At 63.0% G+C, this 24176-nt stretch carries 26 protein-coding genes; 8 read left to right on the top strand and 18 right to left on the bottom strand.

The genetic code is table 11. The features are described 5' to 3' along the window. Positions 1-22 precede the first annotated feature (22 nt). From V7D69_RS08340 to V7D69_RS08320, 5 genes are all read right to left on the bottom strand, one after another. Positions 23-223, bottom strand: a complete 201-nt coding sequence (locus V7D69_RS08340; RefSeq protein WP_324063855.1) for a DUF1737 domain-containing protein — start codon at positions 221-223, stop codon at positions 23-25. 200 nt (positions 224-423) lie between these two features. Then, complete coding sequence (locus V7D69_RS08335; protein ID WP_324063854.1) at positions 424-1830, bottom strand: NAD(P)H-dependent flavin oxidoreductase; 1407 nt, start codon at positions 1828-1830, stop codon at positions 424-426. A 45-nt stretch (positions 1831-1875) separates the two neighbouring features. Beyond that, positions 1876-2619 (bottom strand): class I SAM-dependent methyltransferase, encoded by a 744-nt coding sequence (locus tag V7D69_RS08330; RefSeq protein ID WP_324063853.1) that lies wholly within the window; start codon positions 2617-2619, stop codon positions 1876-1878. A gap of 118 nt (positions 2620-2737) precedes the next feature. Next, a complete protein-coding gene (gene prfB, locus V7D69_RS08325) occupies positions 2738-3865 on the bottom strand; it encodes a peptide chain release factor 2 (RefSeq protein ID WP_324063852.1) in 1128 nt (375 codons plus the stop codon). Positions 3866-3998: 133 nt separating this feature from the next. After that, entirely contained in the window at positions 3999-4544 is a 546-nt protein-coding gene (locus V7D69_RS08320; RefSeq protein ID WP_324063851.1) for a peroxiredoxin, read from the bottom strand. Between the two features lie 158 nt (positions 4545-4702). Between V7D69_RS08320 and V7D69_RS08315 the strand changes: the two genes are divergently transcribed. Next, positions 4703-5578 (top strand): HpcH/HpaI aldolase/citrate lyase family protein, encoded by an 876-nt coding sequence (locus tag V7D69_RS08315; RefSeq protein WP_333605554.1) that lies wholly within the window; start codon positions 4703-4705, stop codon positions 5576-5578. A gap of 19 nt (positions 5579-5597) precedes the next feature. On the opposite strand, the gene V7D69_RS08310 is transcribed toward V7D69_RS08315, so the two are convergent. Beyond that, positions 5598-6971, bottom strand: a complete 1374-nt coding sequence (locus V7D69_RS08310) for a M28 family peptidase (protein WP_333605553.1) — start codon at positions 6969-6971, stop codon at positions 5598-5600. 174 nt (positions 6972-7145) lie between these two features. On the opposite strand from V7D69_RS08310, the gene ettA reads away from it, so the two are divergent. Together ettA and V7D69_RS08300 are read left to right on the top strand one after the other, a co-directional pair. After that, on the top strand, positions 7146-8825 hold the full coding sequence (ettA, locus tag V7D69_RS08305; RefSeq protein WP_324063848.1) for an energy-dependent translational throttle protein EttA: 1680 nt from the start codon (positions 7146-7148) through the stop codon (positions 8823-8825). A 208-nt stretch (positions 8826-9033) separates the two neighbouring features. Next, positions 9034-9948, top strand: a complete 915-nt coding sequence (locus V7D69_RS08300) for an RcnB family protein (protein WP_333605552.1) — start codon at positions 9034-9036, stop codon at positions 9946-9948. Positions 9949-9967: 19 nt separating this feature from the next. Here V7D69_RS08300 and V7D69_RS08295 read toward each other — a convergent pair whose 3' ends face one another. From V7D69_RS08295 to V7D69_RS08280, 4 genes are all read right to left on the bottom strand, one after another. Further along, positions 9968-10498: a DUF1003 domain-containing protein gene (locus V7D69_RS08295; protein ID WP_324063846.1), complete on the bottom strand. Its 531-nt coding sequence runs from the start codon at positions 10496-10498 to the stop codon at positions 9968-9970. Between the two features lie 18 nt (positions 10499-10516). Continuing rightward, complete coding sequence (locus V7D69_RS08290) at positions 10517-12130, bottom strand: lysine--tRNA ligase (RefSeq protein WP_333605551.1); 1614 nt, start codon at positions 12128-12130, stop codon at positions 10517-10519. A 69-nt stretch (positions 12131-12199) separates the two neighbouring features. After that, positions 12200-12499, bottom strand: a complete 300-nt coding sequence (locus V7D69_RS08285; RefSeq protein WP_324063844.1) for a DUF2218 domain-containing protein — start codon at positions 12497-12499, stop codon at positions 12200-12202. Next, a complete protein-coding gene (locus V7D69_RS08280) occupies positions 12496-13203 on the bottom strand; it encodes a PadR family transcriptional regulator (RefSeq protein ID WP_333605550.1) in 708 nt (235 codons plus the stop codon). Before V7D69_RS08280 ends, V7D69_RS08285 begins: the two co-directional genes overlap by 4 nt. Positions 13204-13349: 146 nt before the next feature. Here V7D69_RS08280 and V7D69_RS08275 point away from each other — a divergent pair, with 146 nt between their 5' ends. Together V7D69_RS08275 and V7D69_RS08270 are read left to right on the top strand one after the other, a co-directional pair. Beyond that, on the top strand, positions 13350-16067 hold the full coding sequence (locus V7D69_RS08275; protein WP_333605549.1) for an ATP-dependent DNA helicase: 2718 nt from the start codon (positions 13350-13352) through the stop codon (positions 16065-16067). Positions 16068-16107: 40 nt separating this feature from the next. Further along, positions 16108-16650 (top strand): SixA phosphatase family protein, encoded by a 543-nt coding sequence (locus V7D69_RS08270; RefSeq protein ID WP_324064668.1) that lies wholly within the window; start codon positions 16108-16110, stop codon positions 16648-16650. Positions 16651-16668: 18 nt separating this feature from the next. On the opposite strand, the gene V7D69_RS08265 is transcribed toward V7D69_RS08270, so the two are convergent. The 5 genes from V7D69_RS08265 to rpmF form a co-directional block, all read right to left on the bottom strand. After that, complete coding sequence (locus tag V7D69_RS08265) at positions 16669-17052, bottom strand: MerR family transcriptional regulator (RefSeq protein ID WP_324064669.1); 384 nt, start codon at positions 17050-17052, stop codon at positions 16669-16671. 13 nt (positions 17053-17065) lie between these two features. Then, on the bottom strand, positions 17066-17362 hold the full coding sequence (locus V7D69_RS08260; RefSeq protein ID WP_324064670.1) for an integration host factor subunit alpha: 297 nt from the start codon (positions 17360-17362) through the stop codon (positions 17066-17068). A gap of 112 nt (positions 17363-17474) precedes the next feature. Then, positions 17475-18443, bottom strand: coding sequence for a beta-ketoacyl-ACP synthase III (locus V7D69_RS08255; RefSeq protein WP_324064676.1), 969 nt, complete (start codon positions 18441-18443; stop codon positions 17475-17477). Beyond that, the gene (plsX, locus tag V7D69_RS08250) at positions 18443-19504 is read right to left on the bottom strand and encodes a phosphate acyltransferase PlsX (RefSeq protein ID WP_324064671.1); all 1062 of its coding nucleotides are present in this window, start codon (positions 19502-19504) and stop codon (positions 18443-18445) included. Before plsX ends, V7D69_RS08255 begins: the two co-directional genes overlap by 1 nt. A gap of 28 nt (positions 19505-19532) precedes the next feature. Then, positions 19533-19712 (bottom strand): 50S ribosomal protein L32, encoded by a 180-nt coding sequence (gene rpmF, locus V7D69_RS08245; protein WP_148627866.1) that lies wholly within the window; start codon positions 19710-19712, stop codon positions 19533-19535. A gap of 162 nt (positions 19713-19874) precedes the next feature. Between rpmF and V7D69_RS08240 the strand changes: the two genes are divergently transcribed. Next, positions 19875-20267, top strand: coding sequence for an MAPEG family protein (locus V7D69_RS08240; RefSeq protein ID WP_324064672.1), 393 nt, complete (start codon positions 19875-19877; stop codon positions 20265-20267). Between the two features lie 19 nt (positions 20268-20286). Here the strand turns inward: V7D69_RS08240 and V7D69_RS08235 are convergent, their stop codons facing one another. Both V7D69_RS08235 and V7D69_RS08230 read right to left on the bottom strand, forming a co-directional pair. After that, positions 20287-20964: an MBL fold metallo-hydrolase gene (locus V7D69_RS08235; protein WP_333605548.1), complete on the bottom strand. Its 678-nt coding sequence runs from the start codon at positions 20962-20964 to the stop codon at positions 20287-20289. Positions 20965-21004: 40 nt separating this feature from the next. Further along, positions 21005-21655 (bottom strand): S24 family peptidase, encoded by a 651-nt coding sequence (locus V7D69_RS08230; protein ID WP_333605547.1) that lies wholly within the window; start codon positions 21653-21655, stop codon positions 21005-21007. Between the two features lie 99 nt (positions 21656-21754). Here V7D69_RS08230 and V7D69_RS08225 point away from each other — a divergent pair, with 99 nt between their 5' ends. Beyond that, on the top strand, positions 21755-21955 hold the full coding sequence (locus tag V7D69_RS08225) for a hypothetical protein (RefSeq protein ID WP_324062913.1): 201 nt from the start codon (positions 21755-21757) through the stop codon (positions 21953-21955). Further along, a complete protein-coding gene (locus tag V7D69_RS08220) occupies positions 21945-22313 on the top strand; it encodes a hypothetical protein (RefSeq protein ID WP_333605546.1) in 369 nt (122 codons plus the stop codon). The genes V7D69_RS08225 and V7D69_RS08220 overlap by 11 nt, the downstream gene beginning before the upstream one ends. 17 nt (positions 22314-22330) lie before the next feature. Here V7D69_RS08220 and V7D69_RS08215 read toward each other — a convergent pair whose 3' ends face one another. Beyond that, entirely contained in the window at positions 22331-24004 is a 1674-nt protein-coding gene (locus V7D69_RS08215) for an acetolactate synthase large subunit (protein ID WP_324062911.1), read from the bottom strand. Positions 24005-24176: the final 172 nt, after the last annotated feature.

Below are 24176 nucleotides of genomic sequence, written 5' to 3'. Positions count from 1 at the left end.
GCGAGAAGAGAAGTCTCCCCCTTTACTTGGCCACGTCGGCCTCGTGCCAGACAACGGCCTGCGCCGCCTTCATGCAGTTCTCCGCCGTGTCCCAGGCCAACGACGGAGAACCATAAAGCCGCCAGCCCTGTGCCAGCGCCTCGGACACCCGTTCACAGAAAGCGCGGTCGTCATGGCCGGTAAGGAGGCGATAGATCGGGCGGTCTTCAGGCGTCTGGTACATGATGGCTCCTGTCCGTCCTCCCCACCTTGGGGATGACTTCTAGATCAGCCTAGCAACAAAACAGCGTTTTTCGAGGCCCCAAACCAAGGCGAGCGCGCGTGGAAGTTCCGTCAAGGAAGAAGCCCAACGCCGGAGAAGGCGATGATAACCCTTCTCCGGCTATTGCGGCGCACGGTCCGCCGTAAGCGGCTTAGAGGACTTCAATCCCCGGTCAGGATCCGGTCCACCAGCTCCCGCACCGTGGGCGTGAAGCCGTTGGAATAGAACGGGTCCTGCTTGAACTTAAAGGCCGCGTGGCCCGCGAACATCAGGTTATTGTCGACCGAGCCGCCGTGAACGATGTCCTGCAGGGTTTTCTGAATGCAGAAGCTGCGCGGGTCGGCCAGGCGGCCGGTCGTGTAATCATCATGGTCTTTCCATGAGGAGAAACCGCAATGCGAAAGGCAACCCATGCAATCCGCCTGATCCTGCCGGATCGTGTCCCGCTCTTCGGGCGAGACGAAGATGATCGTGTCGTCCGGCGTCCGCAGGCCGTCAGTGAAACCTTCGAGCGACCAGCTGCGGGCCCTGTCAAGATCGCGGGGCGTCACCCAGAAGTTCTTGCCCTTCACACCGACGTCAAGCCGCACGGTATGCTCCCCGGCCTCCACCTTCGAATAGGGGATCTGCCGATCCGAACGCGCTTCCAGGCCGCGCAGGAAGGTGTTGCGCACCGCCGATGAATAGAAGCCCGTGGGCGAGAAGCGGTGAAGCAACACATCGCCCGGCTCCAGCGTGCGCAGCGCGTCCTTCCATTGCTGCGGGATCGGGCTTTCATGCGTCAGCAGTGGGCGCGTGCCGAACTGGAAAGCGATAGTGCCCAGTTCGGGATTGTCGATCCATTCGTTCCAGTCGCGCAAATACCACACGCCGCCGGCCATCACGATCGGCACTTCGTCGGAAATGCCCTCGGCCCGCATGGTGTCGCGCAGCACTTTTACCCGGGGATAGGGATCCTCCGGTTTGAGCGGGTCTTCCGCGTTCGACAGGCCATTATGCCCACCCGCCAGCCACGGGTCTTCATAGACCACGGCGGCCATCAGGTGGGAAACCTTGTGGTAGGCCCGCTTCCACAGCGCGCGGAAGGCGCGGCCGGAACTGACGATCGGCAGGTAATTGACGTTGAACCGCGCCGCGATCTCGGAAAGCTTGTACGGCATGCCCGCGCCGCAGGTGACGCCGGTGACCAGACCCTTCGTCTTTTCCAGCACGCCTTCGAGCACCGCCTGCGCGCCGCCCATCTCCCACAGCACGTTGATATTGATCGCGCCCTTGCCGCTGGCGACCTCGTAAGCGCGGCGGACCTGTTCCACGGCGCCGTCGATCGCATAGCGGATCAGTTCTTCGTGCCGTTCCTTGCGAGTCAGTGCCTTGTATATCTGAGGGATGATTTTCCCTTCGTGATCGTAGCTATCGGCATTGACCGCGCTCACCGTGCCGACGCCGCCCGCCGCCGCCCATGCGCCAGAGCTCATGTGGTTGGTCGCGGAAACGCCCTTGCCGCCTTCGATCAGCGGCCAGACCTCGCGGCCACCATAGACAATCGGCTTGAGACCCTTGAAGCTCATATTCTCTTTCGTCTTTCCCCTGGCATTGCGCGCGACCACGGCCCGTCAATGTAAATCCGCCTTAGCGCCGCCCAAAACGCGGCATGGTGCAATGTCCCCAGGCGCAGGCCGTGCACCCACGGCTTCGAATTGCGCATAATACCCCTGCAGTTCCGGCTTACGAACAAATTCCGTCAAACGAAAGCCCACTGCGTTCAATTCGCAGAACAGAAGCGCCGGCGGAATGCCGTGCGCGTCTGTCGGACGGTCGACATCGACCACGATCACTCTGCCTCCCGGCCGCAGCGCCGGGCGCAAACGCCACAGGAAAGCGTACGGTTCAATCACTTCGTGGTACATGTGCACCATGAAGATGCGGTCAAAGCTGTTCGGCGGCAGGCTGGGATCGTCCTCCGTGCCGAGTTTGATCGACACGTTCTCCAGCCCTTCGCGCAGGACGCGGTTGCCCAGCCGTTCATTGGCCGCAGCATTGATATCCTCAGCCAGCACCCGCCCTTTCGCACCGACTCGCTGCGCCAGGCGAACGGTGTAATAGCCTTCGCCCGCGCCGATGTCGGCCACGGTCATGCCCGGCCGGATGGCGGCGAGGTCCATGACGACGCGCGCCTCATTCTTGCTGTCGCGTTGGACTTCAGAGGAGAAGGCGGTGTCCGTGGACCGGGAAACTGGCCGGTCAGCGACGGGAAAATCGCGCGAAGTCTCCGGCCTCCGGCCATCGGCGGTCTTCGGCTGGCACGCGCAAAGGGCCAGCAGCAGGACGACCGGGAAAGGGCGGCGGGACGGGAACATGCGGCCCCTTAGCGCCTTGTATCGCGCTTGGCAAAGTATCGCGACTGGCTGCGCAAACGGATTGGACTATCCAATCCGGTGAACGCGATCGCTCCGGGCAAAAGCGATCCGGTCGGCCTCAGTCGACGTCCTCGACCTCCACCTTCTCGCCGGTTACGCGCTGCGAAAGCGCGGCGGCCATGAAGGCGTCCAGTTCACCGTCCAGCACATCGTCCGGCGCGGTGGAAACCACGCCCGTGCGCAAATCCTTCACCTGCTGATAAGGCTGAAGCACGTAAGAGCGGATCTGATGCCCCCAGCCGATATCGCTTTTGCTGGCGTGCTCGGCACTGGCGGCTTCCTCGCGCTTGCGCATCTCTTCCTCGAACAGGCGCGCTTTCAGCATGCCCATCGCGATTTCCCGGTTCTTGTGCTGCGAACGGTCAATCTGGCTGGCGACGACGATACCTGTCGGCTGGTGCGTGATACGCACCGCCGAATCAGTGGTGTTGACGTGCTGGCCGCCCGCGCCGGAAGCACGATAGGTATCGATCTTCAGGTCCGCCGGATTGACCTCGATCTCGAAGCTGTCGTCAATCACGGGATAGACCCACACTGAGGAGAAGCTGGTGTGGCGGCGTGCGGAGCTGTCATAAGGACTGATCCGCACCAAGCGATGCACACCGCTTTCGGTCTTGGCATAACCGTAAGCGTTCTCTCCCTTGATAAGCAGCGTCGCGCTTTTTATCCCGGCAGCTTCGCCCGCGTGATAATCGACCAGTTCCACCTTGTAGCCATGGCGTTCGGCCCAGCGGGTATACATGCGCTGAAGCATTTCGGCCCAGTCCTGGCTCTCCGTCCCGCCCGCGCCGGCGTGGATTTCCAGATAAGTGTCATTGGCGTCAGCCTCACCCGCGAGCAGGGCCTGGACCTTGTCGGCGTCGGCGCGCTCCGCCAGCGCGGCGAGCGTGGTCAGCCCTTCGTTGACGGTGTCCTCGTCCCCTTCCAGTTCGCCCAGCTCCACGAACTCGACGGCGTCGGCCATCTCCTGGCTGATCTGGTTGACCGCGCCGATGGAGGCTTCCAGCCGCCGACGCTCGCGCATCACCGCTTCAGCTTCCTTGGGCTTATCCCACAAGGTCGGGTCCTCGACACGGGCGTTCAGTTCATCGAACCGACGCAGCGCGCGATCCCAGTCAAGAAACTTGCGAACCAGCGCGAGCGCCTTCTCGATCCGATCAATATGGGCCTGCCCTTCGGCACGCATGGCGAAAAACTCCAGTGATGCAGCGGCACGCCGACAAGACGCCTCCCGTTCAGGGGGCCCCGCGCAAATGGCTCCGTGCGGAAAGGGAGGCCCTTACCCGCCAAAGGCAGGGTGATTCAAGAGCAGCGTACTGTCAGGGTTTATCCGCGAGCTTCTTCACCGCGTCCAAAGTCAGTTTCACATGATCGCGGTAGTCCATATCGGAATGGACGAGCACAATCCTGCCGTCGCGCGCGATCACATAACTGGTGCGCGTGGTGAGGCCCGCGGGCGCCCCTGGCCTGGCGAGCGCCACGTCGTAATCCTTGACGATACCGGGCGAGGCGACGCCGACGGCGAACTTGCTGCGGCACGCTTCGGTCGAGAATTTCCGCAAGGTGGGCAAATCATCGGCGGACATGCCAATCACCGTAGCCCCCATCACCTTGAACTCGTCACTCGCCTCAGCGAATGCATGTGCTTCCAATGTGCAGCCCTGAGTGAACGCCTTGGGGTAGAAATAGAGCACCACCGGTCCGCGCCGCAGCGCCGCCGGCAGGCTGAATGGCATCGTCTTGCCGCCAAGCGCCACTGACGTGCTGAATGCCGGGGCCTTGGCTCCGACCGGCAGGTCAGCGAAGGCGGCGGCAGGCAGCGCCAACGCGCCCGCCGCAACGAATGTGGTAAGAAATCTGCGCATTAGGCCAGTCTGGACTGGCCGAGGCTGATTGTCCAGCCGGGCCGCGCGAGAGCGCATAACTGAAAAACGGTTGTCCGCACGATCAGCCGAACCGGGCGCTTGACCACGCGGCAGCTCGCCTTGCAAGAAAGCGCAAGCCGAAAAGGACACGATCCAGCATGACCGCCGCCTCCGATCGCCCGCGCCGCAGCGCGCTTTACCTGCCCGCCTCGAACGCCAAGGCGATCGCCAAGGCACGCACTCTGCCTTGCGACGTGGTGATCCTTGATCTTGAGGATGCGGTGGCGCCCGAAATGAAGGCCCAGGCACGAGCGGCGGCTGTTGCGGCGGTGCTGGAAGGGGATTTCGGGAACCGGGAAGTGGCGATCCGCGTCAACGGCCTCGATACCGAATGGGGCGCGGACGATCTTGCCGCCGTCGCCGCTTCCACTGCCGACGCGGTACTGGTGCCCAAAGTCAGCTCGGCTCGAGACATCGGCCGCTATCAGGATGCATTGGCGCAGGCCCCGGCCGCGATGCAGCTCTGGACGATGATCGAGACCTGCGAGGCCGTGCTGAACCTTGACGCCATCGCCGCGAGCGCCGCCTCGACCCGCCTGTCGCTATGGATCATGGGGACGAACGATCTGGCCAAGGAAATGCGCGCGCAACTCACGCCCTGCCGCACGCCGTTCCTGCCTTTCCTGTCAACGGCCGTCGCCGCCGCCCGCGCACATGGGCTGGCGATCCTTGACGGCGTGTGCAACGAGTTTCGCGATCTGGATGCGTTCGAAGCGGAGGCCAGGCAGGGTCTGATGTTCGGCTTTGACGGAAAAAGCCTGATTCACCCCGCGCAGATTGCTCCCTGCAACGCCGTGTTCAGCCCGAGCGAAGCGGATCTTGCTTGGGCGCAAGCGGTGATCGAAGCCTTCGAACAGCCCGAAAACCAGGGCAAAGGCGCTATCCGCGTGGACGGCAGGATGACCGAACTGCTTCACCTGGAACAGGCGAAACGGCTGATCGCGATAGCGGAAAGGATTGCCGCGCTGGGATGACGGCCACGCGCCCGCAGCATCAATCCTTGCCCGCCTTCGCCTGCGCGATCGGCCCCAGCTCATTGGCGATCACCTTGAGCACAGCCGCCCAGGCATCGACATTCTGCTGCAGCATCGCTGGGTCCACTTTGTCCAGCGTATCATCGGCGGTGTGATGCAGGTCGAAATAATGCGTACCGTCCTGCCCCAGATCGATCACCGCAAGCTTCTGCGCCGCGATGATCGCCTCAATATCCGAACCGCCGCGCGCCGGCTTCGCGTGAGGCACCACGCCCATCGGCCACAGCGCGGCGGAAACCTTCTCCGTCAGCGCCTTATTGGCTGGCGCCATGGCATAGCTGACCGCCCACACCCGGTCGGCGCCGAAATCGCTTTCCATGGCCAGGGCGTGGGCCTCGCCGCCGTGCCGTACCGCGTAATAGGCGCCACCACCGCCTTCCAGGCCCATTTCCTCATTGCCTGACCACAGCACGCGGATCGTCCGTAGCGTCGGCCCGCCCTGCTGCGCCGCCAGCGCCGCTGCGGTGACGATGCTGCAGCCGGAGGCATTGTCTATCGCCCCCGTCCCCAGATCCCATGAATCCAGGTGGCAGGCGACGAGGATGATCGGCAGCGAAGGATCTCTGCCCGGCAGATCGGCCACGACATTGCCGGATGTGGCATTGGGGGATGGCGTGTTCTCCAGCATCAGGTCGATGCTCATCGGCTTTCCACGCGGGGCGATCCGGGCGATCAGGTCAGCATCCGGGTTCGACACAGCGCCCGCCGGGATTGGAGTCACATCTTTGTCCCATGTAGTGACTCCGGTGTGCGGATTGCGATGGCTGTCCGTCCCGACTGATCGAATGACAACACCAGCCGCCCCTTTGCGCGCGGCGATGCTGGGTCCCTTGCGGCGCACATCGCCATAGGGGCCGTACCCGGACCCGTCCTGAGCCGGTCGCATGGCATGATCGATGAAAGCAATCTTGCCTTTGAGCGCACCCTCAGGCACCGCCTGCAGCGCAGCCAGGGTCGGGAAATAGATCAACTCGCCCCTGAGCCCGCCCTTTGGTGTGGGCGCGGAAAAGCCGAGGGCGGTGATCGCCAGCGGTTGATCGTAAGGCGCCGCCAGCCGCGCATGTTCTTCGCCGCGTCGCCAGGCCAGCGTCTTGAACTCTTCCACCCGCACGTTGTGGAAACCAAGCGACTTGAGCTTCTTCGCCCCCCATGCGCGTGCACGAGCCTCTGCCGCGGAACCGGCCAAGCGAGGGCCAATCTCTGTTGTCAGCCCTTCGACGATATCCCACGCTGCACCAGTGCCTTGCGACGGGGTGGCGAGGGCAGCCGATGGAAGGATAAAAATGGCCGGGTAGATCCAGAGGTGCCGGCCAAGATAATTTCGCTTGAACATGGCTTTGCCTATCGCGTTGCGGTGAGCTTGCCAATCTCGTGGATGCGCAGGCGCCCTCATTGCAACCATCATGGCCCGCCGATCAGACTGCGCGCCTCGCCGCGCTTGGCAAGCCGGGCCCGTCCCTGTAGAGCGGCGCGCAAACCCCGTACACGCCAGACCCAGAGGAACCCGATGGCCGCGCAATACGCCTTCGTCATGAAAGGCATGACCAAGACTTTTCCCGGTGCCCAGAAGCCGGTGCTGAGCAACATCAGCCTGCAATTCTACCAGGGCGCCAAGATCGGCATCGTAGGCCCGAACGGTGCCGGCAAATCGACCCTGATGAAGATCATGGCGGGTATCGACACCGATTTCACCGGCGAAGCCTGGCCGGGTGAGAACATCACTGTCGGCTACCTGCCGCAGGAACCACAGCTCGATCCCAGCAAAACCGTTCTGGAAAACGTGAAGGACGGCGCGCGCGAAGTCGCTGACAAGATCGATCGCTTCAACGAGATATCCATGATTATGGGCGATCCGCCGGAGGATTGCGATTTCGATGCTCTCATGGCCGAAATGGGCGAATTGCAGGACCAGATCGACGCGGTAGACGGCTGGACGCTCGACAACCAGCTTGAAGTCGCCATGGAAGCCTTGCGCTGCCCTCCGGGCGACTGGCCGGTAGACAGCCTTTCGGGCGGCGAGAAGCGGCGTATCGCCCTTACCCGTCTGCTGATTCAGAAGCCGGACATCCTGCTGCTGGACGAACCTACCAACCACCTCGACGCCGAGTCCGTCGAATGGCTGGAAAACCACCTGAAGGAATATGCCGGCGCGGTGCTGATGATTACGCACGACCGCTATTTCCTTGACAATGTGGTGGGCTGGATACTCGAACTCGATCGGGGCAAGTATTTCCCTTACGAAGGCAACTATTCGACTTATCTGGAGAAGAAGGCCAAGCGCCTGGAGCAGGAAGACCGCGAGGAGTCCGGCCGTCAGAAGGCGATCAAGGACGAGCTTGAGTGGATCCGCGCCGGGGTCAAAGGCCGTCAGACCAAATCGAAAGCCCGCATCAAGAAGTTCGAGGAACTACAGGCCGCACAGGAAAACCGCACGCCCGGCAAGGCGCAGATCGTCATCCAGGTGCCTGAGCGCCTGGGCGGCAAAGTGATCGAAGCCAAGAATATCTCCAAGGCGTATGGCGACAAACTGCTGTTCGAGGATCTCTCGTTCATCCTGCCGCCGGGCGGAATCGTCGGCGTGATCGGTCCGAACGGCGCGGGCAAGTCCACGCTGTTCAAGATCATCACCGGGCAGGAGAAGCCGGATTCCGGCTCGATCGAGATCGGCCAGACGGTGCATCTGGGCTACGTGGACCAGAACCGCGATCATCTGGACGGCAAGAACAACGTCTGGGAGGAAATCTCGGACAAGCTCGATTACATGAAGGTCAATGGCCACGATATGTCGACGCGCGCTTATGTCGGCGCATTCAATTTCAAGGGCCAGGATCAGCAGAAGAACGTCGGCAAGCTCTCTGGCGGTGAGCGTAACCGCGTGCACCTCGCCAAGATGCTCAAGACCGGCGGCAACGTACTGCTGCTTGACGAGCCGACCAACGACCTTGATGTGGAAACGCTGGGCGCGCTGGAGGAAGCGATCGAAAACTTCGCGGGCTGCGCTGTGGTTATCAGCCACGACCGCTTCTTCCTGGACCGCTTGGCCACGCATATCCTGGCGTTCGAGGGCGATAGCCACGTCGAATGGTTCGAAGGCAACTTCGAGGCTTACGAGGAAGACAAGCGCCGCCGTCTGGGCGATGCGGCAGACCGTCCCACCCGTCTCGCTTACAAGAAATTGACGCGCTGACCGCGTCTCTCAGCGGCGAACCGGATTGCCCTCGCAGGCTTCGCAGCGGCAATCCGGTTCATCTCCATTCCAGACAACCTTAACGCTAAGCAACTTTACGGTTCAGTTCCAGGACAGCGCCCCTGCCTTAAAAGCTTGCAGAAGGCCGCCCGTTGCCGTGCGGCAAATTCCGGCATTTCGGCCGGAAAACGTGGCGAAAGGCAAGAACATGAAAGCCAAATCATTCCTGTCGGCCGGCGCGCTGGCAATAGCCCTTGCGACCTTGGCCGCCCCCACCCTGGCCGCGGCGGAGGATCGTCCGCAGCGCGAGAACGGCGAACATCGCGGTAATCCTCACGAATATCCCGGCAATCGCGGCGGGGGCCAAGGCTCCTGGAGCGGCCGCCCGGCGCCGCAAGCTCCCGCGCCGACTGCCCGCCCGCCAGCGGCGCGCCCAGACGCGGAAGTTCGCAACTTCGGCGACATGCGCGCCCGGATGGAACAGGCTCGGCGTTCCCAGGCCGAACGTAGCCCGCCCCAGAACGGCGGACCGCGGACCAGCGTCTGGGGCCAACCCCTGCGCGACAACAACCGGTCATCGAACTCCGATGAAAACCGCAGCCGAGGCGGCGCCTGGAATCGCGAGGGCCGCGAGGCCGGACGCGGTGGCTGGAATCCCGCCGATCGCAACCGCGATCCTCGATGGACGGATCAGCGTCGCGACAATGATCGCGGCGCCTGGCGCGGCGACCGCGAAGGTTGGCGAGGAGATCGGGACGGCTGGCGTGACAATCGTGGCGACCGGGATCGTACCTATCGCGGAAACTATCGCGACTGGGACCGCGGCTCCTGGCGGCGGAACGACCGGTATGACTGGCGACGCTACCGTGATGCGCATCGCGAAGTCTATAGCATCGGCCGATATTACGCGCCCTATTACGGCTATTCCTATCGCCGGATCGGCATAGGCATCACGCTGGGTTCGTTGTTCTACACCAACCGCTACTGGATCGACGATCCGTGGTCCTATCGCCTGCCCGAAGTCTACGGGCCTTACCGCTGGGTCCGCTATTACGACGACGTGCTGTTGGTGAACATCTACACCGGCGAAGTGGTGGACGTGATCTACGATTTCTTCTGGTAGGCAAGGAGGAGGGCCGGGTTCAAGTCTCCTCCCCCGCCTCTGCACTGGCGCGCGCTTCGAGATATTCGAAAAGATGATCGAAGCGCTTGTGCAGCCGAATGAGTTCAAGCTGCGTGCGCAAATTCACCTCATAATCGTGGCGGGCGCTGATGCGGTCCCTTGCGGCTTGGCGGTTCTGGCTCATCATGATGACGGGGGCCTGGATCGCCGCCAGCATTGAGAGGATCAAGTTCAAGAAGATATAGGGATAGGCATCGAAGGGGCGCAGACCCAGGCTGTCCAGGATGCGGCCGTTGACGAGCATCCAGGCCAACAGCACCACGCCGAAGCCCATGATGAATCCCCACGATCCGCCGATCGCCGCGACACGGTCCGCCAGGCGATCGCCGAAGCTGGCATGGAGCGCCGCCTCCTCCAGCGCATCGGGGCCGACCACACTGCCGGAGGAAATGCGCTCAAGCACACGCTGCTCCTCCGGGTCTACATCGGCGAACTTGCGGCCGAGCAGTTCCTCGCAGAGTTCTTCGGGCGTCCGGGGAGTCTTCAGCATCGCGCCTCGCGGGTTTGGTCAGTGGGAAGCTTGTAGTGCCTCCGCGATCAACTTGCGCGTTTCAGGCACGCCGTAAAGTGCAATGAAGCTGCCCATGCGCGGACCTTGCGACGAGCCGAGCAGCGTTTCGTAAAGCGCCCTGAACCAGTCGCGCAGCGTTTCGAAGCCGTAATCCTCATTCTTGCCGATCTCGTAGACCGCATTCTGCAATTCCTCGGCCGTGACGTCAGGGCCGGCGATGTTCAGGAACGTATCCAGCGCGCGCAGCGCCTCGGCCTCATTCGCGGTGGGCGGCCGACGCACCAGCGTGGGCGCGATGAAGTCGCGATTGGTGGCAAGCGCCGCCCGGACCAGTTCGGCAAGGTCCGGATATGCCTCAGGTGTGGCTTCGGCGGCATAATTGCCGAGGTACGACCAGACCTGCTCGGCCGTCGCCTCGGCCCCCAGCACCCCAACCAGGTTGAGCAACAATGAGAATGTGACGGGCAGCGCGTCCCCCGCTCCGGCCCCGTCGCCATTCACTCGCAGCAGGTGCCAGACCGGATTGCCGAGCTGCTTGTCGACCGGCTGTTCCGCCAGGTTGCCGCGGAATTGCCAATATTCGTCCACCGCCTTGGGAATTACGCCGACATGCAGCTGCTTGGCGCTCTTGGGGTCGCGGAAAAGGTAGAAGGCCAGCGACTCTTCAGTGCCGTAAGTCAGCCATTGCTCTATGGTCAGGCCGTTGCCCTTGGACTTGGATATCTTTTCGCCGTTCTCATCCAGGAACAGCTCATAAATGAGACCTTCGGGCTTCCGTCCGCCAAGGATCTGGACGATCTTGCCCGACTGTGTGACCGAGTCCGTCAGATCCTTGCCGCACATCTCGTAATCGACGCCCAGGGCATACCAACGCATCGCCCAATCGACTTTCCATTGCAGCTTGGCCTGCCCGCCGAAGACCGATTGCTCGATCACGGTCCCATCGCTGTCGGCAAAGCGGATCATGCCCGTCGCCGGATCCAGCACCTCGACGGGAACCTGCAGCACCACGCCGGACTTGGGCGAGACCGGCAGCACGGGCGAATAGGTCTTGCGGCGCTCCTCGCGCAGTGTCGGCAGCATGACGCCCATGATCACATCGTAATGCTTCAGCACTTCGCTCAGCGCCGTATCGAACGCACCCGAATTGTAGCGCTCGCTGGCGGAAACGAACTCATATTCGAAACCGAAGCGGTCGAGGAAGTCGCGCAGCATCGCGTTGTTGTGATGCGCGAAGCTTTCGAACTTGCCGAAGGGGTCTGGTATGCGGGTCAGAGGCTTGCCGAGATTGGCGGTGAGCAGTTCCGGGTTGGGAACATTTTCAGGCACCTTGCGCAGGCCGTCCATGTCGTCGGAAAAGGCGACGAGGCGCGTCGGCGCGCCGCCCGTCAGCGTCTCATAAGCGCGGCGCACCAAGGTGGTGCGCAAGACTTCCTGAAAAGTCCCGATATGCGGCAGACCCGACGGACCATAACCCGTCTCGAACAGCACCTGCCCCCCAGGTTTCCCATGGGGATACCGCTTGAGCAGCTTCTGCGCCTCCTGAAAGGGCCAAGCCTTGGACACGCGGGCGGCTTCGATTAGGGCCTCATCGGACAATACGTCAGTCATGCCGCGCTCTTTGGCGAATTGCGCGGGTTTCGCAAGTGTATAGCAGCGGGGAAGAACTCAGCCCCCCGATCAGCCGGTGGTTTCCTGCCAATTCCAGTCGTAGGCCATGGGCGCCTCGCGGAACGCGAAGCGGTCAAGATGGCTGGCGACCACGTCAGTCAGCCGCTCCAGATCAGCCCGGCTCTCTCCGGTAATCGCGATGGCGATGCCGTCGGAATCGGCGGTCATCCTCGCAATCGCGGTGGGGAAAGTGACCGTCCCAACGTCGCCTTCCGTTTGGGTCTGCAACCTGTGGCTCCAGTGCTTGCAGAGTTGCTGCACGTACTTAGCACCGTTCGGCGTTTTCACTTTGGCGGCGATGGTGTTCACGGCTCGATCCTTTCGATCTTGCGGGTAGCTTCGTCGATGACGTCTGCGATCTGCAGGATCAGCTCGCGGTCCGCGGCGCCCCGCGAGAGACGGTCGAACACCGAGGTCTTGAGCGCATGCATGGCCCGGCGCACCGGCGCGGGATCGACCCGGTCGCGCGCTTCCGCCAGCGCGGCCAGCCGCGCCTTGAGCGCCGCTGCGGTTTCTGAATCGGTTTCGGCCTGCCTGCGCCCCTCCTCGGTGGCCCGGTAGGACTTGCGGGCGCTTTCCTCGGCGGAGACCTCGATCAGGCCCGATTCCTCCATATAGGTAAGCGCAGGATAGACCACGCCTGGGCTTGGCGCATAATCGCCCCCCGAAAGCGCCTCGATCTCACGGATCAAGTCATAGCCATGGCGCGGCGCCTCCACGATCAGCGCGAGCAGCAGCGTCTGCAACTCGGCCTGGTCGAACAGCCGCTTGCGACGGCCGCCGCGCATCGGGCGCCCTCCGCCCGCGCCGCCGTGGCCCATGCCCCAGCCGCCGCCGGGAAACTCGCCGCCGACGCCACCCCGACCGGGACCAAATGCCGCTCGCATCATCATCGCGCGCCGGCCGAAACCACCGCGCATGCCACGAAAGCCGTCAGCGCCATCATGGCTTTCATCACCCTGGCAACAGTCATGGCCATGAGCGCGCCAGCGCTTGAACATTCTGTTTCGCATAAGAGCACCCTCCTATCACACGATGCTTTTAAGATATATCTTGAATGTTCTTATACAAGACTGAAAATTGTATCAGCGCGATTTTTCGGACGAACCGCCATCGTGCAGGCGTTTGCAAGCCGGGGCCCGACGCCTAAGACGGGACGATGATCGCCCTCTCCGTCTCCGCCCTGCACGCCAGCCACGGCGGCTGTTGGCTGCGCGAGGCGGACGGAACCCGCACGGTCTCGAAGGGCGACGCGGTGATGGCGGCGGCAGACACGCCGCTGCTGATCCTCAACGCCCCGCTGGTAGCGACCAGGCTCGGTTATCCTGACCTCTCGGGCCTGGACCTGCTCGAACTGTTCGCATTCGTGCATCCTGCCCGTTTCATGGTGCCAACGCCTGGCGGTGTGGCTCGCGCATTGGGCCTTGCCGAGCCGCAAGGAGACGCGGACGTCCCGCGACTGCTGCAGGAAGCCGCCGGCGCGCTGCTGGAAACCTGCGGATCAGCGGATTGGCCAGAGCGAGAGGGAGCGTGGACGGCGCTGCAGTCCCTCACCCGGATGCGCTGGCCCTGGGCCGCCCTGCTCACCGGACGGATCGCCAAGCCGCCCAAGGCCGAGCGCTGGCTCTTCACCCGCCTCCCCGAATGGGACGAAAGCGCCGAGCCACTGCAGCCGCGCCAGGTCACGCTGAACGAAGCGGACGTGCTCCGACGCCTGGAGCACCTTACCGGAGCAAGCGCGGAACAGCGCCTGGGCCAGCGCGATTACGCGACACAGGCCGCCTTCGCTTTCGAACCCCGCGAGAAATCTGGCCAGCCGCGTCTGCTACTGGCGCAGGCCGGCACCGGGATCGGAAAGACGTTGGGCTATCTTGCCCCGGCTTCGCTGTGGAGCGATCTGGCGGGCGGAACAGTCTGGGTCTCCACTTACACCAAGGCCCTGCAACGTCAGCTTCGCCGCGAAAGCCGCCGCGCCTGGCCCGATCGCCGCGCCGATGGCAGCCAGCCCGTCGTCGTGCGCAAGGGTCGCGAAAATTACCTGTGCCTGCTCAATCTGGAAGATGCGCTGCAAGGCGGCTTCGCCGGACGCGCCGCAATTCTGGCGCAACTTGTCGCCCGCTGGGCCGCTTATACGCGCGACGGCGACATGATCGGCGGCGACCTACCGGGTTGGCTCGGCACCCTGTTTCGCCAGCGCGGCATCGCTTCGCTTACCGACCGGCGCGGCGAATGCGTCTACGCCGGTTGCCCACATTACCGCAAATGCTTCATTGAGCGCGCATCGCGCGCCAGTGCCGGGGCCGATCTGGTGATCGCCAATCACGCCCTCGTCATGGTCAACGCGGCGCGCGGACGGGACACGATGGCCCGCCCCACCCGCATCGTGTTCGACGAGGGGCACCACGTCTTCGACGCCGCCGATTCCACCTTTGCCGCCGCATTGACCGGCGCGGAGACGATCGAACTGCGCCGTTGGGTAATCGGCCCGGAGAAGAATGCCCGTGGACGCCGTCGCGGACTGTCCGCAAGGCTGGCCGATCTCGCCAGTTATGATGAGGCCGGCGCCAAGGCCATCGCATCGGCGTGCGCCGCTGCCGAGCGATTGCCGGGAGACGGTTGGATGCAACGCCTGGCGGAAGGCGCGCCTTTCGGTCCGCTGGAGGAATTGCTCGCTGCCGTGCGCGCCGCCGTTTACGCGCGCGACGAAAGCGGCGGGCAAGAGGCAGGTTATGGCTTGGAAACCGAGGCGGCCGGCCTTGACGGCTCTTTCGTCGAAACGGCGCAGGCGGCGCGGGAAGCCCTGGCAGACCTGCGCCAGCCGTTGATCCGGCTAGGGGTGCGCCTGGAAGCGCTGCTTGAAGAGCCGCCAGATTGGCTGGACGGTCCGGGACGCGCGCGCATCGAAGGGGCGCGCCATTCGCTTGCCTGGCGCATCGATCTGCTTTCCGCCTGGGAGGCGCTGCTCGAACGGCTCGGGGGCCCGGCCGATCCGCAATTCGTCGATTGGCTGGCGGTCGAGCGTAGCGAGGCTCGGGAGTTCGACATCGGCGTTCATCGGCGCTGGCTCGACCCGATGCAGCCCTTCGCCAAAACGGTGCTCGAACCCGCCCACGGCGTCATCATGACGTCCGCGACGCTGCGGGACGGAGAGGATTGGGACGAGGCGGTGGCGCGCTCCGGCGCTCCCCACATCGGCATCGCGCCACGCCTTTCGGCGCACGAAAGTCCATTCGATTATGCGGCACAGGCTGAGGTCCTGATCGTTACTGATGTGCCGCGCGGCGACATTCCAGCCCTAGCCGCCGCTTATGCCCGCCTTGTCGAAGCCTCGGGCGGCGGCGCGCTTGGCCTGTTCACCGCTATCCGCCGCCTGCGCGCGGTTCACGGCCGCATCGCCGATCGCCTCGCGCGGGCGGGTTTGCCGCTCTATGCTCAACACGTCGACCCGATCGACACCGGCACGCTGGTCGATATCTTCCGCGACGATCCCTCCGCCTCGCTGCTGGGAACCGATGCCTTGCGCGATGGCGTGGACGTGCCCGGCCATTCGCTGCGTCTGGTGGTGATGGAGCAGGTTCCCTGGCCGCGCCCCTCGATCCTTCATCGCGCCCGCCGGCTGGCGAACGGCGGCGGCGCTTATGACGACACCATCATCCGCGCGCGGCTCGCGCAAGCCTTCGGTCGTCTGATCCGCAGCCGCGAAGATCACGGCTATTTTGTCGTGCTCTCGTCCGCCTTCCCTTCCCGCCTGCTTGGCGCCTTTCCCACGGGAACCCCGATTCGGCGGATTTCGCTGGAGGAGGCTTTACAGCGCGTGGCCGCCCATGCTTCAGAGAATGCTGCGCAGAAAAGGGAAGAGGTCCACCGGACGCTCTGACCCCTACACTGGAACATACCGCCGAAAGCTGCCCGTCCGAATGAAGACTCTGGGAATTTTCCGCCACGCCAAATCGGACTGGAATGACGCGCGGCTTCGCGATTTCGACCGGCCACTCAACAAGCGTGGAAGGTCGGGTGCCGCCGTCATGGGCAAGCATATCCGCGACCACACCGTGAGCTGGCAGCGCGTGCTCGCCTCACCAGCGGTCCGCGTGACGCAGACGCTGGAACTGGCGGGCGAGGCGGCGGGCGAGCCTCCGCCGATTACCTGGGACCGGCGGATCTACTTGGCCAATTCAGCGACGCTCATGGATGTCCTGCGTGAACAAGACGACGATCCGGCCTCCGTCATGCTGGTCGGGCATAATCCCGGCCTTGAAGACCTTATCTTCGATCTCGTGCCGGATGATGGTAGCAGCCCCTTGCGCGATGTCGTCGAAGACAAGTTTCCCACCGCCGCGTATGCGGTGCTTGAACTGGATATCAACCGCTGGGCCGACCTGGAGGAAAATTGCGGGCGCCTTGTTCACCTGACCCGGCCGCGTGATCTGGATCCCGCGCTGGGCCCCGGAGTGGATTGATCGGTCCGACGTGATCGCTTAGGCCGCAGCCAACGCCTCTGCCAGTTGCCTACGAATGTCCATAAGACGGCGCCGCAAGTCGTCATCGGCGGCGGGCGCACCGTTCGCGGGCGCCAACCCTTCGCATTCCACGGCCTTGTCCTCGATCGCCTTGCGAGCGCCGCGAAGGGTGTAGCCTTCACGGTGCACCAGCCGATCGATCTCCACGATCAGAGCGACATCTTGCGGCCGATAGTATCGGCGGCCCCCGCTGCGCTTGATCGGCTGCAGTGCCGGGAACTGCTCTTCCCAGTATCGCAACACATGCTGGCGGATGCCAAGAGCACCGGCCACTTCGCCGATGGTGCGCAGCGCCTGCGGATCCTTTCCGTCATCAAACTCGAAAACTGGCGATCCGCTCATGCTGACTCCGGTTTCAGGTTCCGGCGATGCGGTCCTTGAGCATCTGGCTGGCGCGGAATGTCATGACCCGTCGCGGAGTGATGGGCACTTCCACACCGGTCTTGGGATTGCGGCCGACCCGCTCGCCCTTGTCGCGCAGCAGGAATGTGCCGAACCCCGATATCTTAACATTCTCACCCTTGGCCAAGGCCACGCACATATGCTGGAGAATAGCCTCCACCATGGCAAGCGACTCTGACCTGGAAAGCCCCAGCTTTCTGTGGATTGCTTCGGCGATTTCCGCCCTAGTTAACGTTTCCCTCGAGCGCATCACACCCGCTTCCCCTTCGTGCGCCGACCCCAAGCGCAATCATAGGAAAATGTGGGAAGAAAGCAATGGTGCGTACAATTATGAAACGAAGTGTGCCGTGGCGGGATGGTTATCAGATTCGGATCAGGCTTGCGCCCCAGGTGAAGCCACCACCCATCGCCTCAAGCATGACCAGGTCGCCGGCAACGATCCGGCCGTCACGCACCGCCTGATCGAGCGCCAGCGGAACCGAAGCAGCCGAGGTATTCGCATGCTGCCCCACGGTCATGACAACCTTCTCTCGCGGCATGTTCAGCTTTTTGGCCGTAGCATCGAGAATGCGGGCATTGGCCTGATGCGGCACGAGCCAGTCGATATCCTCGGTGGAAACCCCCGCCTCTTCAACGACTTCCTTAAGCACCTCTGCCAGATTGACAACGGCGTGCCGAAATACCTCGCGCCCCTTCATACGCAGCTTGCCTACCGTACCGGTAGTAGAAGGGCCGCCGTCGACATAGAGCAACTGGTTGTGTGCCCCGTCAGCGTGAAGCCGCGTGGCGAGCACGCCGCGAGGCGCATCGCCCGCCTGTTCCTGCGCCTCAAGAACCACGGCGCCCGCGCCATCGCCGAACAGGACGCAAGTGGTGCGATCTTCCCAATCAAGGATGCGGCTGAAGGTTTCCGAGCCGATCACAAGCGCCCGTTTGGCCATTCCGGTCCGCAACATCGAATCGGCAATACCCAGCGCATAAAGGAAGCCCGAGCAGACGGCCGCCACGTCAAAGGCGATTCCCCCCCGGCAGCCGAGGCTGTTCTGCACGAGCGTGGCCGTGGCCGGAAAAGTCTGGTCCGGCGTGGCCGTAGCCAGGATAATCAGGTCAATCGACGCGGCCTCTATCCCCGCCGCCTCGATAGCGTTTCGAGCAGCCTCGGTCGCGAGGCTTGCGGTCGTCTCGTCAGGCTCGGCGATGTGGCGATTGGAAATGCCGGTACGCTCAACGATCCACTCGTCGCTGGTGTCCACGCGCTCGGCAAGCTCTGCATTGCTGACCGAGCGGCGGGGCAGCGCGGAGCCTGTGCCCAGAAGAACCGAACGAAGCATCACGCGCGCTCTTCCTGCGATTTCGGCATGCGCCAGTTCTCCCCGCCTACGCGGGCGAGGTCGGCCGTTATGCGCTCGGTCACATTTTCCTCCAGAAGCCGCGCGGTCACCGCGACGGCATTGGCGACACCCGCGGCATTGGCGCCGCCATGGCTCTTCACGACGATGCCGTTAAGGCCAAGAAAGACCGCGCCGTTATGATTGTTCGGGTCAAGATGATGCTTCAGCAGTTCCGTGGCGGGCCGCGAAATCAGGAAGCCGATTTTCGATCGCAACGAACTGGCAAAGCTGCGCCGCAGCAAATCCGCAACGAAACGCGCCGTTCCTTCCACCGCCTTGAGGGCAATATTGCCGGAAAAACCGTCCGTCACCACAACATCGACATCGCCCCTGCAGATCTTGTCCGCCTCAGTGAACCCGTCGAAGGAAATCGACAGGTCGGCGGCCGCCCGTTTCAGCGTGGCCGCCGCGTCGCGCAGCAGGTCAGTGCCCTTGATCTCTTCGGTGCCGATATTGAGCAGGCGCAGGCGCGGCTGTTCGCGCCCGGTGGCCACACGAGCATAAGCCGCGCCCATGATCGCGAATTGCACAAGGTTGCGGCTGTCACACTCGGTATTGGCGCCGAGGTCGAGCAGGATCACGTCGTTGGCGCCCAGCGTGGGCAGCAAAGCTGCGAGTGCGGGCCGATCGATGCCCGGCATGGTGCGCAGCGTCAGCTTGGCGATGGCCATCAGCGCGCCGGTATTGCCCGCGCTGACGGCGGCGCCGGCGTCACCCTGCTTCACGGCCTCGATCGCGCGCCCCATCGAGGTGCCTTTGGCGCGGCGGAGGGCCTGGCTGGGCTTGTCCTCGCCGCTGATGACACTGTCAGTATGCAGAATTTCCGAGCTTGCCCGCAAGTTCGGGTGATTTTCGAGCGCGGCCTTGATCCGCGGTTCATCACCGACCAGCAGGAATTTGAAGCGGTCATGCCGGCGGCGCGCAAGAGCCGCGCCCTCGACCATGACGCGCACGCCCTCATCACCGCCCATCGCGTCAACGGCGATACGCGGCAAGCTCATGGGCGATCTCCGAAACTCGTCCGGGGTCTTAGACTTCGACCGCGACGATCTCGCGACCGTTGTAGTGGCCGCAAGCGTTGCAGAGGTTATGCGGGCGCTTCAGCTCGCCGCAATTCGGGCATTCATGGAACGCTTCAGCCTTGAGGGCATCATGGCTGCGGCGCATGCCCCGACGCGACGGGGTGGTTTTTCTCTTAGGGACAGCCATTTCGGCACCTGTTCCTGGAAATACGGTTTTGTCAAAAACGCCGCCGGTGACCGTTACGGGCACGGCGGCTTGCGAAGGCGCGCCTATACCCGATTTCTCGCCGGTTGCAACCCGTTCGTCCCTCCCTCATATACGCCGCCGCCAATGATGGAGACCAACCCTATGATTCTGCAGACCACATTAAGCCTGGCTGCCGCCGCCGCGGTAATCAACCTCTGGTTGATGACACGCATCGCCCGGCTGCGCGTGGGCTCGAAGGTTTTGCATGGCGATGGCGGCAATCCATTGCTGGCGCAGCGCATGCGCGCGCAGCTCAATTTCATCGAGAACACGCCTCTGGTGCTGATTCTCATCGCGGGGATCGAGATGACCGGCAAAGGCGGCGCCTGGCTGGCGATCGTCGGCGCTGTCTATATGCTCGGCCGCGTGCTGCATCCCCTGGGCATGGATCGCACGGACGCAAACGTCCTGCGCGGCGGCGGCATCCTCATCACGATGTTGACGCTGCTCGGCCTTTCGGTGATGGCCGTCCTGATTGCGCTGGGACGCTTCTGAGCCCCTCGCTTATCGACCGTCAGACCGGAAGCCCATTCTTCAGGGCGGCGTCGCTCACGTAAGGGTTAGTGCGGCGCTCATCGCCGAAAGTGCTGATCGGGCCATGGCCGGGGACGAAAGTCACATCGTCCCCGAGCGGCCAGAGCTTTCCCGTGATCGACGCCACCAAATCTTCCAGATTCCCGCGCGGAAAATCCCAGCGGCCGATCCCGCCTTTGAACAGCACGTCGCCCACCATGGCGAACTTGCTGGGCGCGTGATGGAACACGACGTGTCCGGGCGTGTGCCCCGGACAATGCACAACGCCGATCTCCAGTTCTCCGACGCTGACCGTGTCGCCATCCTGCAGCCAACGATCCGGCTCAAAAGTGCGCGCTTCCATGTTCCAGCGCGGGCCGTCATCGTTAAGCGCCGCGATCCAAAACCGATCCTCCTCGTGAGGCCCTTCGATCGGCACCCCCATTTCCTTCGCCAGGATGCCGGCCTGGCCGCAATGGTCAAGGTGGCCGTGCGTGACGAGGATCTTCTCCAGCGCAACGCCTGTGTTCTCCAGCGCTTGTTTCAGCTTGGGCAAATCCCCGCCAGGATCGACGAGTGCCCCGCGCATGGTCTTGGTGCACCACAAGAGCGAGCAGTTCTGCTGAAGCGGCGTGACGGGGATGATGCCGACGCGCATCGGCTGGCTGGACTCGGTCATGGCAGGGGAAATGGCCGCTGCATGCGGCGAATGCAACGCATCAAATGCGTCCGCCCTTCCAGACCACTCTGCCAATCACCTGCACTTCATCAGGCCGACATTCGATTGAACGATAAGCAGGATTATCGCTGAGCAGCACGACAAGGCCAGGCCGCCCGGCGTCGATCCGCTTGACCAGCAGGTTATCCTCCAACCGGACGACGTGAATGCCGTCGCGCAGCGGGCGCGGCGTGCGGTCGACCAGAATCTCGTCCCCGTCGCGCAGCGTCGGTTCCATCGAATCGCCCGTCACCGCGATGGCGGAAAGCATATCCACCTGCAGACCCATGCCGCGCAGCCAGTGCAGGGAAAACCGGATCGTGCCGAACACCTGTTCATCTTCCGGTCGGACGCCAACACCCGCGGATGCCCCGATCGTGAGCCGAGGAACATCGAACCAATCCCCCCCTCGGTCGAATGAGGTATTCTCGAAGGAATTTTCCTTCTCCCTACCCAGTTCCACCTCATCCACACCAAAGAAGCGCGCCAGCATTCCCCGGTCCACCTCTTCCAGCTTGCGCGGGCTGCCCTTGCGCACAAACTGCTGAAGATAACTGGCATTCTTGCCAATCATACGCGACAGGGCCGCAAGGCTCACCCGCCGTTCATCGGCCAGCTCGAGCAAACGCTGCGGGACATCGCGGTTTTTCATGCAGCAATCGTTATACGAAAGAAATTTCCTAGACAAGTAGGATTTCCGATGGAACATAAGATGAACATAAGGAATCATCATCCACGGAGAACCGCACTCATGCTGCTGCGCCAGATCGAGCGCTTTCTGCGCAAGACGGACATGCCTTGCACCAAATTCGGCAGGCTTGCCGCACGTGACCCCCGATTCGTGGCCGACTTGCGCAACGGCCGAATCCCGAGGGAACGCACCGCCGCCCGCATCGAAACCTTCATGAACACCTATCTGGCCGGCCAGCAGGAGGGCAGCCATGCTTATTGACCTCGCACCTCGAATGTTCGTCGCGTCCCCTTCGCTCACAAGACCACGCGGCGCCTCGCACCGTCTTTTGAGCGAGGTGCTCGACCTCGCCGGACCGGAAACCGCACTGGTGAGCCACGCCGAGAGAGCTTGGTCCAGCGCCACATTCTCAGGCGCGCGGCACACCATTATCCTCAAATTCGCGGGGGCCGAGGCAATCGAATGCGGCGAAGCCTTCATCGCGGCCCTGCCCGACCACGAATTTACCGTGCCAGGACACCTGGTGGCCGACGCCACGATCGCTTCGGTCGAACAGCAATATGTTCCCCATCCGCGCCTTGCGGTGGAGGCGGAACTGCTTTTGCTGGAGGATTGCTGATGACGTCCGCCGCGCCCTCAAAGCGCTCGCGACATCTCCTTGATCTCTACATTGAGAATGCGGTCGTTCTCGGAATAGTCGACAGGGCAATCGATCAAGTGGACGCCGGGGGTATCGCGACAATGGGCCAGCAGTTCGCGCAGATGCCCCGCGCTTTCGACGCGGTAGCCATTGGCGCCATAGCTGCGCGCATAGTGCACGAAATCGGGATTGCCGTAAGTCAGCCCGAAATCGGCGAAGCCCATGTTGGCCTGCTTCCACCGGATCATGCCGTAAGCGCTGTCATTGAGGATCAGCACTGTGAGATTGAGGCCCAGGCGCACTGCGGTTTCCATTTCCTGGCTGTTCATCATGAAACCGCCATCGCCGCAGATCGCCAGGATCTTGCGGTCGGGATAGACCATCGCGCTGGCCATGGCGGAAGGCAGGCCCGCGCCCATGGTCGCCAAGGCATTATCCAGCAGAACGGTATTAGGCCGGCACGCGCAATAGCCCCGTGCGAACCAGATCTTGTAGACACCGTTGTCGAGGCAGATGATCGCATCGTCGGGCAAAGCGTCACGCACTTGCTGGACAAGGTGGGGCGGGAAGATCGGAAAACGCTCGTCGGCGGCCAGCCCGGTGGTGTGCTTCACTTCGGCCCGGCGATACCGCAACATCTCGTCAAAGCTCCAGTTTGCCGAGGGCGTGACGGCTTCCTTGATCTGCCAGATGGCGTTGGCGATATCGCCGATCACTTCGATGTGCGGGAAATAGACGGGATCGACTTCCGCGGTCTTGGTCGAGACGTGAATGACCACGCGTTCATCGCGCTCACCCGCGTTGTGCATGAAGAACGGCGGCTTTTCGATCACGTCATGACCGATATTGAGGATGCAGTCGGAATCCTCGATCGCACGGTGGACGAAATCGCCGGCGGAGAGCGCGGCGCAGCCGAGGAAGCGGGAATGCCGCTCATCGATCACACCCTTGCCGAGTTGCGTGGTGAGGAAGGGGATCCCCGTCTTCTCGACAAATTCGTTCAGCATGTTGCTGGTCATCTTGCGGTTGGCGCCGGCGCCGATGATGAGCAAGGGGCGCCTTGCCCGCTCAAGCGCTTCGACCGCCTGCACTACGGACTTCATATCCGCCGTGGGTCGCCGGACCATCGAACGGGGGATCGGCCGTGAATCCGTCTGTTCGTCAGCAATGTCCTCCGGCAATTCCAAATGCGTGGCGCCCGGCTTTTCCTCCTCAGCGATGCGAAAAGCCTCGCGCAGGCGGCTCGGGATATTGTCGGAGGACGCCATCTGGTGCGCATATTTCGTGATCGGCTGCATCATCGAGACCACGTCCAGGATCTGGAAGCGCCCCTGCTTGGACTTCTTGATCGGCTTCTGCCCGGTAATCATCAGCATCGGCATGCCACCCAACGTCGCATAGGCAGCTGCGGTCACCAGGTTGGTCGCGCCCGGCCCCAGCGTAGAGAGGCATACACCGGCCTTGCCCGTATGCCGTCCGTAAGTCGCCGCCATGAAGCCAGCGCCCTGCTCATGGCGGGTAAGGATCAGCTTGATCTGCCGCGAACGCGACAGCGAATCGAGCAGGTCGAGGTTTTCCTCACCTGGAACGCCGAAGATATATTCGACGCCCTCACGCTCAAGGCACTCGATAAAAAGGTCCGACGCCTTGCGCTTGCCGTTTTCCGCCACGATTGTCTTCCCCCAATCCACTTATTCCATTGCGGATATAGAAGAACCGGCGCGCGCGTCACATGCAAATTCTTATCGCAACGGCATCGTCATCCAGATCATGCTCGCGGTTTCACCCCAGCTTCCACTCCCAACCGAGCGGATCGCCGTCCATCACTTCGACTCCCTGCCC

Source organism: Novosphingobium sp., assembly GCF_036733805.1.
Classification (GTDB): Bacteria; Pseudomonadota; Alphaproteobacteria; order Sphingomonadales; family Sphingomonadaceae; genus Novosphingobium.
The sequence above is the reverse complement of the archived record's forward strand: the minus strand, read 5'-3'. Positions and strand labels throughout refer to the sequence as shown.

Excerpts from the sequence above, each read along its gene's own strand:
- V7D69_RS08340 (WP_324063855.1), bottom strand. The coding sequence starts at position 223 with ATGTACCAGACGCCTGAAGACCGCCCGATCTATCGCCTCCTTACCGGC.
- V7D69_RS08335 (WP_324063854.1), bottom strand. The coding sequence starts at position 1,830 with ATGAGCTTCAAGGGTCTCAAGCCGATTGTCTATGGTGGCCGCGAGGTC.
- V7D69_RS08330 (WP_324063853.1), bottom strand. The coding sequence starts at position 2,619 with ATGTTCCCGTCCCGCCGCCCTTTCCCGGTCGTCCTGCTGCTGGCCCTT.
- prfB (WP_324063852.1), bottom strand. The coding sequence starts at position 3,865 with ATGCGTGCCGAAGGGCAGGCCCATATTGATCGGATCGAGAAGGCGCTC.
- V7D69_RS08320 (WP_324063851.1), bottom strand. The coding sequence starts at position 4,544 with ATGCGCAGATTTCTTACCACATTCGTTGCGGCGGGCGCGTTGGCGCTG.
- V7D69_RS08315 (WP_333605554.1), top strand. The coding sequence starts at position 4,703 with ATGACCGCCGCCTCCGATCGCCCGCGCCGCAGCGCGCTTTACCTGCCC.
- V7D69_RS08310 (WP_333605553.1), bottom strand. The coding sequence starts at position 6,971 with ATGTTCAAGCGAAATTATCTTGGCCGGCACCTCTGGATCTACCCGGCC.
- ettA (WP_324063848.1), top strand. The coding sequence starts at position 7,146 with ATGGCCGCGCAATACGCCTTCGTCATGAAAGGCATGACCAAGACTTTT.
- V7D69_RS08300 (WP_333605552.1), top strand. The coding sequence starts at position 9,034 with ATGAAAGCCAAATCATTCCTGTCGGCCGGCGCGCTGGCAATAGCCCTT.
- V7D69_RS08295 (WP_324063846.1), bottom strand. The coding sequence starts at position 10,498 with ATGCTGAAGACTCCCCGGACGCCCGAAGAACTCTGCGAGGAACTGCTC.
- V7D69_RS08290 (WP_333605551.1), bottom strand. The coding sequence starts at position 12,130 with ATGACTGACGTATTGTCCGATGAGGCCCTAATCGAAGCCGCCCGCGTG.
- V7D69_RS08280 (WP_333605550.1), bottom strand. The coding sequence starts at position 13,203 with ATGCGAAACAGAATGTTCAAGCGCTGGCGCGCTCATGGCCATGACTGT.
- V7D69_RS08275 (WP_333605549.1), top strand. The coding sequence starts at position 13,350 with ATGATCGCCCTCTCCGTCTCCGCCCTGCACGCCAGCCACGGCGGCTGT.
- V7D69_RS08270 (WP_324064668.1), top strand. The coding sequence starts at position 16,108 with ATGAAGACTCTGGGAATTTTCCGCCACGCCAAATCGGACTGGAATGAC.
- V7D69_RS08265 (WP_324064669.1), bottom strand. The coding sequence starts at position 17,052 with ATGAGCGGATCGCCAGTTTTCGAGTTTGATGACGGAAAGGATCCGCAG.
- V7D69_RS08260 (WP_324064670.1), bottom strand. The coding sequence starts at position 17,362 with ATGCGCTCGAGGGAAACGTTAACTAGGGCGGAAATCGCCGAAGCAATC.
- V7D69_RS08255 (WP_324064676.1), bottom strand. The coding sequence starts at position 18,443 with ATGCTTCGTTCGGTTCTTCTGGGCACAGGCTCCGCGCTGCCCCGCCGC.
- plsX (WP_324064671.1), bottom strand. The coding sequence starts at position 19,504 with ATGAGCTTGCCGCGTATCGCCGTTGACGCGATGGGCGGTGATGAGGGC.
- rpmF (WP_148627866.1), bottom strand. The coding sequence starts at position 19,712 with ATGGCTGTCCCTAAGAGAAAAACCACCCCGTCGCGTCGGGGCATGCGC.
- V7D69_RS08240 (WP_324064672.1), top strand. The coding sequence starts at position 19,875 with ATGATTCTGCAGACCACATTAAGCCTGGCTGCCGCCGCCGCGGTAATC.
- V7D69_RS08235 (WP_333605548.1), bottom strand. The coding sequence starts at position 20,964 with ATGACCGAGTCCAGCCAGCCGATGCGCGTCGGCATCATCCCCGTCACG.
- V7D69_RS08230 (WP_333605547.1), bottom strand. The coding sequence starts at position 21,655 with ATGAAAAACCGCGATGTCCCGCAGCGTTTGCTCGAGCTGGCCGATGAA.
- V7D69_RS08225 (WP_324062913.1), top strand. The coding sequence starts at position 21,755 with ATGCTGCTGCGCCAGATCGAGCGCTTTCTGCGCAAGACGGACATGCCT.
- V7D69_RS08220 (WP_333605546.1), top strand. The coding sequence starts at position 21,945 with ATGCTTATTGACCTCGCACCTCGAATGTTCGTCGCGTCCCCTTCGCTC.